At 60.5% G+C, this 14059-nt stretch carries 10 protein-coding genes; 1 reads left to right on the top strand and 9 read right to left on the bottom strand.

Translation table 11 applies throughout. From position 1 onward, the window contains the following. Positions 1-74: 74 nt before the first annotated feature. The 7 genes from mdtD to betI form a co-directional block, all read right to left on the bottom strand. Positions 75-1502, bottom strand: coding sequence for a multidrug transporter subunit MdtD (gene mdtD, locus AACY36_RS03160; RefSeq protein ID WP_339415318.1), 1428 nt, complete (start codon positions 1500-1502; stop codon positions 75-77). Between the two features lie 35 nt (positions 1503-1537). After that, positions 1538-2386: an alpha/beta fold hydrolase gene (locus AACY36_RS03155; protein WP_339415319.1), complete on the bottom strand. Its 849-nt coding sequence runs from the start codon at positions 2384-2386 to the stop codon at positions 1538-1540. Positions 2387-2674: 288 nt separating this feature from the next. Further along, positions 2675-3991, bottom strand: a complete 1317-nt coding sequence (locus AACY36_RS03150) for a TldD/PmbA family protein (RefSeq protein WP_339415320.1) — start codon at positions 3989-3991, stop codon at positions 2675-2677. After that, on the bottom strand, positions 3991-5433 hold the full coding sequence (locus AACY36_RS03145) for a TldD/PmbA family protein (protein WP_339415321.1): 1443 nt from the start codon (positions 5431-5433) through the stop codon (positions 3991-3993). Before AACY36_RS03145 ends, AACY36_RS03150 begins: the two co-directional genes overlap by 1 nt. A 180-nt stretch (positions 5434-5613) precedes the next feature. After that, on the bottom strand, positions 5614-7317 hold the full coding sequence (gene betA, locus AACY36_RS03140) for a choline dehydrogenase (RefSeq protein WP_339427662.1): 1704 nt from the start codon (positions 7315-7317) through the stop codon (positions 5614-5616). Between the two features lie 128 nt (positions 7318-7445). Beyond that, entirely contained in the window at positions 7446-8918 is a 1473-nt protein-coding gene (gene betB, locus AACY36_RS03135; protein ID WP_339415323.1) for a betaine-aldehyde dehydrogenase, read from the bottom strand. Between the two features lie 110 nt (positions 8919-9028). Further along, on the bottom strand, positions 9029-9622 hold the full coding sequence (gene betI, locus AACY36_RS03130) for a transcriptional regulator BetI (RefSeq protein WP_339415324.1): 594 nt from the start codon (positions 9620-9622) through the stop codon (positions 9029-9031). 389 nt (positions 9623-10011) lie between these two features. Between betI and AACY36_RS03125 the strand changes: the two genes are divergently transcribed. Further along, a complete protein-coding gene (locus tag AACY36_RS03125; RefSeq protein WP_339415459.1) occupies positions 10012-11946 on the top strand; it encodes a BCCT family transporter in 1935 nt (644 codons plus the stop codon). A 73-nt stretch (positions 11947-12019) separates the two neighbouring features. Here AACY36_RS03125 and choV read toward each other — a convergent pair whose 3' ends face one another. After that, on the bottom strand, positions 12020-13198 hold the full coding sequence (gene choV, locus AACY36_RS03120) for a choline ABC transporter ATP-binding protein (protein WP_339415325.1): 1179 nt from the start codon (positions 13196-13198) through the stop codon (positions 12020-12022). Beyond that, positions 13195-14040, bottom strand: a complete 846-nt coding sequence (gene choW, locus AACY36_RS03115; protein WP_339415326.1) for a choline ABC transporter permease subunit — start codon at positions 14038-14040, stop codon at positions 13195-13197. The genes choV and choW overlap by 4 nt, the downstream gene beginning before the upstream one ends. Positions 14041-14059 lie beyond the last annotated feature (19 nt).

The raw sequence follows: 14059 nt of genomic DNA, 5'->3' as shown, positions 1-14059 counted from the left end.
GGCCAGCGGCAAGTTACGAGCTGCAAGCGGCAAGCTTGAGGCTTACAGCTTGAAGCTTGAAGCTTGCAGCTGCTTCAATGCTCAATATGCTGCTCCGGGCTGGCCACACGTTTGCCGTCTTTTGGCGACAATTGCAGGAAGATCGCCGCCGCCAGCATCGCCATGATGCCCACCGTAAGGAAGGTCAGCTGGAAGGCGCCGAGTACGCTTTCCACACCATCGTTGCCGGTTTCGGCCGTAAATCCACCCAGCAATGCACCGGCGCAGGCCACCCCGAGGCTCAGCGACAGTTGCGCCACCACCGACAGTAAACTGTTGCCGCTGCTGGCCTGTGCGTCATCAAGGTCGATCAACGTAACGGTGTTCATTGCGGTGAATTGCAGGGAGTTGATCGCCCCCAGCACCGCCAGCATCCCCAGCAGCAGCGGGTACGGCGTGTTTTCAGTGACCAGCCCCATGCTCGCCAGCATGATGCCCAGCGCCAGGGTGTTGCCGGTCAGCACGATGCGGTAGCCCAGGCGTTCGATCAGCGGCCGCGCAACGGACTTGGCAAACATCGCCGCCGCCGCCAGAGGCAACATGCTCATCCCGGCTTCCGACGGCGAATAACCCAGCGCCACCTGCAACAGCAGCGGCACCAGGAACGGCAGGGCGCCGCTGCCCAGGCGCGCAAACAGGTTACCGAGAATGCCCACGGCAAAGGTACGGGTCTTGAACAGCACTGGCGAAAACAACGGGTTATCGATATGCCCGGCGCGCAGCCAATAGGCCGCGAGGCAGGCAAGCCCGCCAAACAGCAGCAACATCACGCGCAGGTGCGGCAGGTGCAATTCGCCCAGGCCTTCCATGGCGATGGTGATCAGCACCATCGCGGCGCCAAACAACAGGAAGCCGATCCCATCGAATCGCGTGCGCTCACTGCCGCGCAGGTCGGGGATAAATTTCCACACGGCGTAGCAGCCGATCATGCCCACCGGCAAGTTGATCAAGAAGATCCAGTGCCAGGTCAGGTATTGCACCATCCAGCCGCCCATGGTCGGCCCAAGCAATGGGCCGAGCAGCCCGGGGATGGTAATGAAGCCCATGATGCGTACCAGTTCGGAGCGGGGGTACGCGCGTAACACCACCAACCGTCCAACCGGCAGCATCAGCGCACCGCCCAACCCCTGGATCACCCGCGCACCCACCAGCATGCTCAAGCTGTTGGACAAGGCGCACAGCAGCGAGCCCATGCTGAACAGCATGATTGCGCAGAAGAAGATTTTCTTGGTGCCGAAGCGGTCGGCGATCCAGCCCGAGGCCGGGATCAGCAAGGCGACGGTGAGCATGTAGGCGATCACCACCCCTTGCATGCGCAGCGGGTTTTCCGCGAGGTCCCGTGCCATGGCCGGCAGTGCGGTGTTCAGGATCGTCCCGTCCAGCGACTGCATGAAGAAGGCAATCGCTACCACCCAGGGCAGCCAGCGGGCGGTCTTGGCATCAAGCGGGACGCGGTTCGGCATGGAAAACCTTTTGTTAGCAGGCTATGTGTTGGCGATTATGCGCCATCCGTCGCGCCTTTTCCCACCAGGAAATCCAGCAGTTCGCGGTGCACCGCCACGGCGGCTTCGCTGGATTCGAGGTCGAGCAAATGCCCAGTATGTTCGGCCACAGCAAAGCTGCTGCGCCCCACGTAGTGCTTGAATAGCTGCGCCTCGGCGGCGGGGGTGTATTCGTCCAGCGCGCCATTGAGAAAGTGCACCGGCGTTTCAATCTGCCGGAGTGCCGGCAAGTAGTTGCCATCGCCCAGAGCCAGCACTTGGTGGATATGAAAACGCGCCTGGCGGTATTCGGTGGTCGCCATGCTCGACAGGTGCCGATGGTTGTTGCGCTTGAGCCGAGGTGACAGGTATTTGCCCACGGTTTCATTGAGCAAGTGGCCGACGGCAGACTTGTCATCCGCCTCGATCAGTACGCGCACACGCTCCACATAGTCGAGCATGGCTTGGTTGAGGTTGGGCGCCAGGGCCATCACCACCGAGCTTTCAATGGACGGTGGGTTGTGCGCCAGGGTCAGCAGCGTGGAGATACCGCCCCAGGAGGCTGACACCAGGTGGTTGACGTGAAAGCGTTCGACCAATGCGCGCAGCATGTGCACCTCGTCGTCCTTGGTCACCAAGTCGAGGTCAGTGTTGTGCTCGCGGGAATAGCCGGAGAATGGCAAGTCGAACAGCAACACATTGAAGTGTTCCGCCAGACATTTGCTGGTGCGCGCAAATGAGCGCGTGGTGGACAGCGCGCCATTGACCATCAGCACGGTTTTTTTCTGCGGATTGTTACCTAGCAGCTCGACGTGAACGTTGTAGTGCTTGAACAGCTTTTGTATGACGAAACTTCCATGGTCCATGTCAATGCTCCGGCTTGCCCATACCGGGCAAGTGCATGCAGTACTTCCTGTGGGGTAGCGGTGTGCCGCTAACCGTTATAGCGAGGTTTTCTGCGGGCGACAACAGAGCATGCGGGAACACGTGCGGGATGGGATTTGACGGTAGGAAGGGGCAGACCAGACGTGTCTGAAATCAACACAACCCAATGTGGGAGTGGGCTTGCTCGCGAAGGCGGTGGGTCAGTCACCAGTTGTGTTGACTGACACGTCGCCATCGCGGGCAAGCCCGCTCCCACAAGGGGATTGTGTTTACAGGGTCAACGTCAGGCGTTTTACCAAGGCGCCTGGCAATAAGTTGGAGGCGGTGTTGCGCTGGCTATACGTACTCGCCGACAGCAGCAATTCCCTGTCAACGGTCAGCGCTTCCAACTGCGAACCAAGCAGGCTATAGATGCTGTCATCAAACCGCATGGTACTCACCGGCGCCTTGATCTCGCCGTCTTCCACCCAGAAGGTGGCGAAGCGCGTCATGCCGGTCAGGCGTGCCGCCGGCAGGTCCGAGTAGTTCAGGTACCACAGGTTGCTGATGTACAGCCCGGTGCCCAACTGCTTGAGAATATCGGCCTGGGCCAGGCTACCGGCAGCCATCTGCAAGGCGCTGGGCGATTCATCACTGCTCGCGCCATTGGTACTCAAGCCGTATTCGGCAGCGCTGCGTGAGTTGATCAGTTGGCCATCGGCTTTCCCCGCATTGATCAGCGTGACATCGCCGCGTGGGTAACCTTCGGTGGAAAACGCCTGGCTCAGGGAACCGCTGATCTGTTCAGCCACCGTCACCAGCGGGCTCAGGGACTGTTCGCCGGCATACAGCTTTTGCAGCGAGCTGCCCTTGCTGGCGATGGCCTGGGCGGAAAACCCACCCCAGGTGATGATGCTGATGATTTCTTCAATCGCCGCCGGGGCGAGGTAAGCGCGGTATTGTCCAGGTGCCAGCGTGTGCAGTGGGCGGCCGAGGAACTCAAGCTGTTCGCGGGCCTGCTGGAGGCGCGCGGCAAACTCGGCGCTGTCCCAGGTGTGTCCGGCGTAGCTGGCTTTCACCGCTTCGCCATTGGCGTGGAACAGGCTGAAATCGAAGTTGAAACTATTGGCCTGGTGCCAGCCGAAGGCGCCCGACGAACTGGCGAAGCCTCGGCTGATGGGGCCCGACGCATAGAAACCGACCAGGTCGACGCCTTGCGCGGCCCGGCTGATCTCTTCCAGTACCTGAGCCAGTGCCGGCAGCGGTCGGGTGTGTGCGTTGTTGCTTTGCCAGGCGTTGTGGTTCAGCAACAGGTACGGATCCTGGGGCAGCAACGGCAGGGTTTCACGCAGCTGTTTCAGGCCATCGGCCAAGCGTTGGCGGTCCAACTCCGGCTCGCCTGCCAGGGTGATGCCCAGGTCGGCGTGGCGGCCGTCGTTGATCAGTTTCAGGTTGAGGCTGGCCTGTTGCACCTGGCCGGCCTGGCGCACCTTGGCGTGGTTGAAACGCACGAACTCGGACGCTTCATCCGCATAGCCCAGGTGGAATTGTTCGCGGTCGGTGATGGCGTGCTTGAGCCACTCCACCAATGCCTTGAAGTTGTTCATCAGGCGTCTCCCCCAAATACGTCGACATCACTGAATACGCAGGCGGGCGACGCATGGCCGACGCGGATCACCTGGTTGGGTTCGCCTTTGCCGCAGTTCGGCGTGCCCAGGACCTTGAAGGTGCTGGCATCGCCAACCGCACTGAGATTGCGCCAGAAGTTTGCGGAAATAGCCCGGTAGTTGGGGTTCTTCACCACACCTTTCAGCTCACCGTTTTCGATCAATTGGCCCCATTCACAGCCGAACTGGAATTTATTGCGCGCATCGTCGATGGACCATGAACGGTTGGTCGACATCAGGATGCCGTTTTCTATGCCGCCGATCAGTTGTGCAAGGCGCTTGTCGCCAGCTTCGATGTTGAGGTTGGCCATGCGGTCGATGGGCGCACGGTTCCAACTGCTGGCCCGGCTGTTGGCCACGCCTGGCATGCCGGAGCGGTATTGCGACAGCGCCCCGCCCAGCGGTTTGAGCAACCGCCCTTCGCGGATCAGGAACTGCTTGCTGGCGCGGGTGCCGTCGTCGTCATGGCGGTAGCTGGCGAGTTGCTCGGGGATGTCCGGGTCGAACGTTACGTTGAGCAACTTGGAGCCATATTGCAGATGGCCGAAGTCGCCGGCCTTCACAAAGCTGGTGCCGGCGTAATTGCGCTCGTCCCCCAGAATGCGGTCCAGCTCCAGCGGGTGGCCGATGGATTCGTGGATCTGCAGGATCATCTGATCGGGCATCAGCAGCAGGTCGCGCGGGCCGTTGGGGGTGTTCGGTGCGAGCAGCAGTTGCAGGGCTTCGTCGGCGATGCGTGGCGCGGCACCGATCAGGCCGAAGCGGCTGATCACCTCAACGCCGCCTTGCTGGCCGAAGTTGCTGCCGCCCAGGGTGCGGCTCTGGCTGTCGTTGCCGTCATAGGCCGTGACGTTGACGCCGGGGAACACGAAGCGCTGGGCCTGACGCAGTTCGGCGCCCGCGTTGTTGAGGTAGATCTGCTCGACGTGGGTCAGGCCGAGGCTGACTTCCCAGTTCACCAGGCGCTCGTCCTTGGGCACGGCGGCGGATTCGTCACCCAGCAGTTGGTAGCAGTCGCTCAAGGACGGGAAGGGTTGGTTAAGGTCGGGGGACAGGTAGTCCGCCACATCGCTGGAGACGTGCTGGTCGCGCAGGTCGAGCAGCGCGTGGGGCTTGATCAACCGGGCTTGCTGTTCGGCGCGCGCAAGGGCGGCTTGCAGGCCATGCAGGGAAATGTCGTGCGTCGCGGCGTAGGCTTCCACGCCATTGAGACGCACGGTGAGCATGGCGCCTTCGTCGTGGTTCATGTGGGGTGGTTCGGCGACGTTCTTGCGCACGGCCAGGTATTGGCCGGACTCGCGCACGTAACGCAGGGAGAAGAATTCGGCGGAGGTGCGCAGGGCACTGAAATGCTGTTTGAGTGTGGAGTGGTGGTCGAACATGGGACCTTCCTTGTGGGCGGCTCGTCGCGCGCAGGCAAACAGAGTAGCTGATCAAGGAGAGGTTTTGCAGTGAATGGTCGGGCCCCTTCGCGAGCAAGCCCGCTCCCACATTTTGACCGTGTGAACCCGATCAACTGTGGGAGCGGGCTTGCTCGCGAAGGGAGCACCGCGGTGTATCAGTTACTGTGCAGTCGGGCCCACTTCACGCATCGGCTTGCCACGCACCGGCGCATCGCCTGCCACGTAGTAGTCGGCGGTGCTGCGCGGCAGCGGCTGGCGACCACGGATCTTGTCGGCGATTTTCTCGGCGATCATGATCGTCGGCGCGTTCAGGTTGCCGGTGGCGATGATCGGCATGATCGACGCATCGACCACACGCAGACCCTGCATGCCATGCACGCGGCCTTCGCCATCCACTACAGCCATCTCGTCGGTGCCCATCTTGCACGAGCAGGACGGGTGGTACGCGGTTTCGGCGTGCTCGCGGATGAACTTGTCCAGCTGCTCATCGGTTTGCACTTCAATACCTGGGCTGATTTCGCGGCCACGGAACGGGTCCAGTGCCGGCTGTTGCATGATTTCACGCGTCAGGCGGATGCCGTCGCGGAATTCCTGCCAGTCCTGCTCGGTAGCCATGTAGTTGAAGAGGATGCTCGGGTAGTCCCGTGGGTTCTTCGACTTCAACTGGATGCGGCCACGGCTTGGCGAACGCATGGAACCCATGTGCGCCTGGAAACCGTGTTCTTTTACGCCATTGCTGCCGTTGTAGTTAATCGCGACCGGCAGGAAGTGGTACTGGATGTTCGGCCATTCGAATTCCGGGCGTGAACGGATGAACCCGCCTGCTTCGAACTGGTTGCTGGCGCCGATACCGGTGCCGTTGAACAGCCATTCGGCACCGATGGCCGGCTGGTTGTACCAGAGCAGCGACGGGTACAGCGACACCGGTTGGGTGCACGCGTATTGCAGGTACAGCTCAAGGTGGTCCTGCAGGTTTTCGCCGACGCCCGGTAGGTCGTGGACCACCGGGATGTCGAGGCTTTCCAGCAGTTTGGCCGGGCCAACGCCGGAGCGTTGCAGCAATTGCGGCGAAGCGATTGCGCCGCTGCACACCAGCACTTCCTTGCGAGCGCGGGCTTCAACGCGCTCTTCGGCTGCGCCGATCAGGTAACGCACGCCAACCGCACGCTTGCCTTCAAACAATACTTTGTCGGTGAGGGCGTGGGTGACGATGGTCAGGGTCGAACGCTTTTTAGCCGTGTCCAGGTAACCGCGCGCGGTGCTGGCGCGACGGCCGTTAGGCGTGACAGTTCGGTCCATCGGGCCAAAGCCTTCTTGCTGGTAGCCGTTCAAGTCTTCGGTACGCGGGTAACCGGCTTGTACGCCAGCCTCAATCATCGCGTGGAACAGCGGGTTGTTGCCGGCTTTAGGCGTGGTCACGCTGACCGGGCCATCGCCGCCGTGCCAGTCGTTCGGGCCGATGTCACGGGTTTCGGCTTTGCGGAAGTACGGCAGGCAGTCCAGGTACGTCCAGTCTTCCAGACCGGGCAGCTTCGACCAGTTGTCGTAGTCCATGGCGTTACCACGGATGTAGCACATGCCGTTGATCAGCGAAGAACCACCCAGGCCCTTGCCGCGACCACATTCCATGCGACGGCCGTCCATGTGTGGCTCTGGTTCGGTCTCGTAGGCCCAGTTGTAGCGGCGGCCTTGCAGCGGGAAGGCCAGGGCTGCTGGCATCTGGGTACGGAAGTCAAGACGGTAGTCGGGGCCGCCGGCTTCCAGCAGCAAAACGGTGACGCCTTCGTCTTCGGTCAGACGGGTCGCTAAGGTGTTGCCCGCAGAACCTGCGCCAACAATGATGTAGTCGTATTCTTGAGTCATTTGTACTCCGGGGGAGCTGCAAGCTCCTAGCTTCAAGCTGCAAGAAAGAGCAGCGAGCGATGCATGTGGGAGATGCGGCAAACCAAACTGCTTTTACTTGCAGCTTGAAGCTTGCCGCTCGAGGCTCATCAGAACACTGATGCGTAATCGCCCAGCTCAACCTGTACTGATTTGATGCGGGTGAAGTTGTTCAGCGAGCTGATCCCGTTCTCACGGCCCACACCGGATTGCTTGTAGCCACCCACTGGCATCTTGGCGTCGGACTCGCCCCAGGCGTTGATCCAGCAGATACCCGCTTCCAGTTGATGAATCACGCGGTGGGCGCGGTTCAGGTCCTTGGTCACCAGGCCGGCAGCTAAGCCGAAGTCGGTATCGTTGGCGCGGCGGATCACTTCTTCTTCGGTATCAAAGGTGAGGATGCTCATCACCGGGCCGAAGATTTCTTCACGCACGATGACCATGTCGTCGGTGCAGTCGGTGAACACGGTCGGGGCCACGAAGGCGCCTTTGGCGAAGTCGCCGTCGGTCAGGCGGTCGCCGCCGCACAGCAGGCGGGCGCCTTGCTCTTTACCCTTGGCGATGTAGCCCAGCACGCTTTCCATGTGGGCAAAGCTGACCAGCGGGCCGAAGTTGGTGTTGTCGTCTTCCGGGTTGCCAACGCGGATGCGCGCAACACGTTCAACGATCTTGGCTTCGAACGCCGCTTGCAGGTGTTTGGGCACAAACACGCGAGTGCCGTTGGTGCAGACCTGACCGGAGCTGTAGAAGTTGGCCATCATCGCGATGTCGGCTGCACGATCCAGGTCGGCGTCTTCGAACACGATCAATGGCGACTTGCCGCCCAGTTCCATGGTCACTTCTTTGAGCGACGAGCTCGAAGCGCTGGCCATGACTTTCTTGCCGGTGTCGGTGCCGCCGGTGAACGAGACTTTCTCGATGCGCGGGTGCTCGGTCAGCCAGGTGCCGACTTCACGGCCGCTGCCGGTCAGTACGTTGAACACGCCAGCCGGAACGCCAGCTTCGGTGTAGATCTCGGCCAGTTTCAGGGTGGTCAACGAGGTGACTTCGCTTGGCTTGAAGATCATCGCGTTACCGGCGGCCAGGGCCGGTGCGGATTTCCACAGGGCGATCTGGATCGGGTAGTTCCATGCACCGATACCCGCGACCACGCCCAACGGCTCGCGGCGGGTGTAGACGAACGACGTGTCGCGCAGTGGGATCTGCTCGCCTTCGATGGCCGGCACCAGGCCTGCGTAGTACTCCAGTACATCAGCGCCGGTGACGATGTCGACGTACTTGGTTTCGGAGAAGGATTTGCCGGTGTCCAGGGTTTCCAGGGCGGCCAGTTCATCGTTGCGCTCGCGCAGGATGTCGACGGCACGGCGCAGGATGCGCGAACGCTCCATGGCGGTCATCGCCGCCCAGATTTTCTGGCCTTTCTCGGCGCTGACCACGGCACGCTCAACGTCTTCTTTCGTTGCGCGTTGCACTTGGGCGAGAACTTCACCGTTAGCCGGGTTGATGGCTTCGAAAGTGGCATCGCTGCCAGCGTCGCTGTAGCCGCCGTCAATGTAGAGTTTTTGCAGTTCGAAACGGGCCATAAAGTCCTCGCAAGTGCATAAGTGGTTGGCGTTAACCGCCGAAAAGTGAGCCATAAGGGTGTGGCAACACTGAGCGGCAACAGTTCAGGGGTTGAGCGGTTACGTATGCTCTAACTCACCTGCTTGGCCAATTGGAAATCCATGTATTCGTAAGCGATCCGTTGCGCCTGCTCCGTGTCGAAAGCGTCTCCCGACAGGGCGCCGCGCAACCACAAACCGTCGATCAGGGCTGCCAGGCCTCTGGCTGCTTTGCGTGCGTGCGGCAGCGGCAGCACTCGGCGGAACTGGCAGCACAGGTTGGAATACAGACGTTGATCGTTGATCCGCTGCAACCTGTGCAATGACGGGTGATGCATGCTGGTGGCCCAGAAGGCCAGCCAGGTTTTCATTGCCGGTCCGTTGACCTGGCTGGCGTCGAAGTTGCCCTCGATAATCACCCGAAGGTGCGCCCGTGGACTGTCGTCCTTCAGCGCAAGCCTGCGTTCGTGGACGTTCTCGATCAGCGCGTTCATCAAATAGCGCATCGTCGCTGCAATAAGGCCGTTCTTGTCCTTGAAGTAGTGACTGATGATGCCGTTCGAGACGCCGGCCAAACGGGCGATCAGCGCAATGCTGGCATCTCCCATTCCGACCTGATCGATCGCCGCCAGCGTGGCTTCGATCAACTGCTGGCGGCGTATGGGTTGCATACCGACCTTGGGCATGTAGAACCTCTCCTTAGGCCTGCGACGGGCGATGAACGTTCGTCGACTTGGTGGCCAGTCTATTTTGTTTTGATTGAACGTTCAATCAACAAAGAATAAGCTCTGCGACAAATGGTCGCTGCCTATAGGCATTCCCTACAAATGGGCGGCGACATCTGACACCTGCGAAAACCCCTGAAACGGGCCATATAGGGGCCTGGCACCGCCTCGGCGGGGCACAAGGATTTTCGGGGTGTCTTTATAACACCCGTCCGTCGACTGCCGAAAAATCGATGTTCCGGGATAACCGTTGCCTTGTGTTTCTCTCTCGCACTGCCCGGAGCATCTGCGCCATGAGTTCTGCCTCTCTTATAAAGACCCCGCCGGAAAAGGTCAGGGTCAACGGTTGGGTGTTCTACACCTCCACCGCGCTGATTCTGTTGTTGACTGCCATCCTGATCATCGCCCCGCAAGAGGCCGGGCGCATGCTTGGCATCGCCCAAGCCTGGCTGTCGAAAAGCTTCGGCTGGTATTACATGGTGGTCATCGCCGCCTACCTGGTGTTTGTGGTCGGCCTGGCGTTTTCGTCCTTTGGCAAGTTGAAACTGGGCAGCAAGGACGACACTCCGGACTTCAGCTACGGCGCCTGGGCCGGCATGTTGTTCTCGTCGGGTATCGGCATCTCGCTGCTGTATTTCGGCGCTTCGGAGCCGCTCGACCACTACTTCAACCCGCCTGAAGGCGCAGCAGCGAGCAATGGCGCCGCTCGCCAGGCGTTGCAATTGACCTTCTTGCATTGGGGCCTGCATGGCTGGGCAATCTATGCCCTGGTCGGCCTGGCCGTGGCGTACTTTGCCTACCGTCACAACCAGCCGCTGGCCTTGCGCTCGGCGCTGTACCCGCTGGTGGGCGAGCGTTGGGTGAAAGGCGCGGCCGGCCACGCGGTGGACGGTTTCGGTATGTTCGTGACCCTGCTCGGCCTGGTGACCAACCTGGGGATCGGCGCGATGCAGGTGTCGTCCGGGTTGGAAAACCTGTTCGGCATGCAGCACAGCAACACCAACTTGCTGATCGTGATCGTCGTGATGAGCACCGTGGCAACCATTGCTGCTGTGTCGGGTGTGGAGAACGGCATTCGCCGCCTGTCCAACCTCAACATCGTGCTGTTCAGCGGGTTGCTGATCTTCGTGCTGCTGTTCGGTCCGACCCTGCATTTGCTCAACGGCCTGGTGCAGAACACCGGTGATTATCTCAACGGCATCATCCTGAAAACCTTCGACCTCTACGTGTACCAAGGCGACGCCGACAAGACCGAGCGCTGGATGGGCCTGTGGACCCTGTTCTACTGGGCCTGGTGGATTTCCTGGGCGCCATTCGTGGGCATGTTCATCGCGCGTATTTCCCGTGGTCGCACGGTACGTGAACTGGTCGCCGGCGTGTTGCTGATCCCGCTGGGCTTCACCCTGGCGTGGCTGTCGATCTTCGGCAACTCGGCGCTGGACCTGGTGCTGAACCACGGTGCGGTAGAACTGGGCAAGACGGCGCTGGAACAGCCGTCGATGGCTATCTACCAACTGCTTGAGCATTACCCTGCGTCGAAAATCGTCATCGGAGTGTCGATCTTTGTGGGCTTTGTGCTGTTCCTGACCCCGGCGGATTCTGGCGCGGTGATGATGGCCAACCTTTCCTGCAAAGGCGGCAATGTGGACGAAGACGCGCCGCACTGGTTGCGGGTCTTCTGGTCGGCGGTGATCACCCTGGTGACCATCGGCCTGCTGTTTGCCGGCAACTTTGAAGCCATGCAGACCATGGTGGTGCTGGCGGGGCTGCCGTTCTCGGTGGTGCTGATCCTGTTTATGTTCGGTCTGCACAAAGCCATGCGCCAGGACGTGGCGATGGAACAGGAGCAGGCGCAATTGGCCGAGCGTGGCCGCCATGGTTTCAGCGCGCGTTTGACCGCGCTGGACCTGCAACCGAGCCAGGGCACCGTGCAACGTTTTATGGACAAGCGCGTCACGCCTGCGCTGGAAGAAGCGGCGCTTACGTTGCGTAACCAAGGGCTGCAAGTGCAGACCTTGCTTGGCAAGTCCAAACGCTGCATTGGTGTGCGTGTAGAGATGGAAGAAGACAACCCGTTTGTCTATGAGGTGAGCCTGGATGCTTACTCGTCGGCACCCAATGACCTGCCCGAGGAAGAGCGTACCCGTTACTACCGCGCCGAGGTTTACCTGTACAACGGGCCTCAGGAATACGACCTGATGGGCTTCGCCCCAGAACAGATTACCCGGGACGTGCTCGATCAGTTTAAAAGCCATCGGCAGCTCCTTGGCCGGGTCTATAGCTGATGATTGAGCAGGCGGCGCCCTCGATGGCGCCGCTTGGTTAATGCCTAAATACCTCCATTTGGTTACGCCGTGGTTAGCCCAGGTTCTTGCCTAGCAAGGCATGGTAAAGCTCGGTGTCTCCGAGTATTCCCACCACTTGGTTGTTGTCATGCAGCACCAATTTATTGCCGGTGTGATACCGAATGTGCAACGCATCGCGCATGCCGATATTGGAGTCCACCAGTGTCGGCAGCCGGCCCAGACCTTCCAATGTCTGCCCAGGTGCCCAGTTCTGCAGGTTCATCCCCACGCCATTCTGGCGCGCGCCCTTGATGGTGTTACCTTCGGCCAGGTCCAGCCACGAGTCGTCGCCTGGGTCGAGACACACCGATCCGTTCACGCGCGTGCAGTTGTCCAGGGTGCGCATCAGGCTGCGGCCGCACAGCACGTTGAGCGGGTTGGTATGCGCGACGAAGGTGCGCACGTAGTCATCGGCCGGGTTCAGCACGATCTCTTCCGGCACGCTGTACTGGACGATCTTGCCGTCTTTCATGATCGCGATCCGGCTGCCCAGTTTGAGCGCCTCATCGAGGTCGTGGCTCACGAACACAATGGTCTTGTTCAGTTTGCGTTGCAGCTCCAGCAATTCATCTTGCAGGCCTTGACGGATCAGCGGGTCGAGGGCGGAGAAGGGTTCGTCCATCAACAAAATGTCGGCGTCCATCGCCAGCGCGCGGGCCAGGCCGACGCGCTGCTGCATGCCGCCGGACAGCTCGTCGGGCTTCTTGTTGCGCCATTGGCTCAGGCCCACCAGCTCCAGTTTTTCATCCACCAGCTTGCGCCGGTCTTTTTCCGGGCGGCCCTGCATTTCAAGGCCAAAGCTGATGTTCTCGCGCACGGTCAGCCAGGGCATCAGGGCAAACTTCTGGAACACCATGGCGATGCGTTTGGTGCGCATCATCTTCAGTTCGGCGGGTGTGCAGGATGCGATGTCGATCTGGTGACCCTCATGCTCCACGAACAACTGGCCACGGCTCACGGTATTGAGGCCGTTGATGCAACGCAGCAAGCTCGACTTGCCGGAGCCTGACAGGCCCATCAGCACGCAGATTTCGCCTTTCTCTACATCCAGGCTGGCGTTCTCGACGCCAACAATTTGCCCGGTCTTTTTCAGGATCTCGTTACGGCTCATGCCCTGGTCCAGCAGCTTGAGCGCTTCGCGTGGGTCTTTGGAGAAAATCACGTCGACATTGTCGAATCGGATAATGCTCATGCATCACCCCCTACTTTAGCGTCGGGTTGTTTGCAGATACGGTCGAGCATGATCGCCAGCAATACGATTGCCAGGCCGGCTTCAAAGCCCAGGGCAATGTCCGCGGTGTTGAGTGCGTTGACCACCGGTTTGCCGAGGCCGTCGGCGCCCACCAGGGCCGCGATCACCACCATCGACAACGACAGCATGATGCATTGGGTAATGCCGGCGGCAATGCTCGGCATGGCATGGGGCAGTTCAATGCGCGAGAGCAACTGACGGCGCGAGCAGCCAAAGGCCTTGCCGGCGTCCATCAACTCTTGCGGTACGTCTCGGATACCCAGGTAGGTCAGGCGGATCGGCGCGGCAATCGCGAACACCACCGTGGAAATAAGCCCAGGCACCACACCCAGCCCGAAGAGGGTCAGGGTAGGGATGAGGTAGACGAAGGTCGGTACGGTCTGCATCAGATCGAGCACCGGCCGCATCAGGGTGTAGAACAGCGGTTTGTGCGCGGCAACAATGCCCAGCGGCACACCGATGACCACGCAGACCAGGGTGGCGAACAGCACTTGCGCCAGGGTCTCCATGGTTTCCTGCCAGTACCCGAGGTTCAGGATCAGCAGGAAGGAGGCAATGACAAATACCGTCAGGCCCCATTTGCGTTGAATAAAGTGAGCGAGTAGCGCAACCAGACCGATCAATGCCAGCGGATTGAACCAGGTCAGCGCAAACGTCACGCCTTGGATCATCGTTTCCAGGGTCGATGCGATTGCGTCGAAGTAGTTGGCACCGTGTTGGGTCAACCAATCGACGAAGGCAGCGATGTACTGGCCTAGTGGGATTTTATGTTCAGTCAGCATGGTAGTGAATGTCCACATG

It is taken from the genome of Pseudomonas sp. EA_15y_Pfl1_P101, assembly GCF_963970835.1.
Lineage (GTDB): Bacteria > Pseudomonadota > Gammaproteobacteria > Pseudomonadales > Pseudomonadaceae > Aquipseudomonas > Aquipseudomonas tritici.
This window is presented reverse-complemented; position numbering and strand designations above follow the sequence as displayed.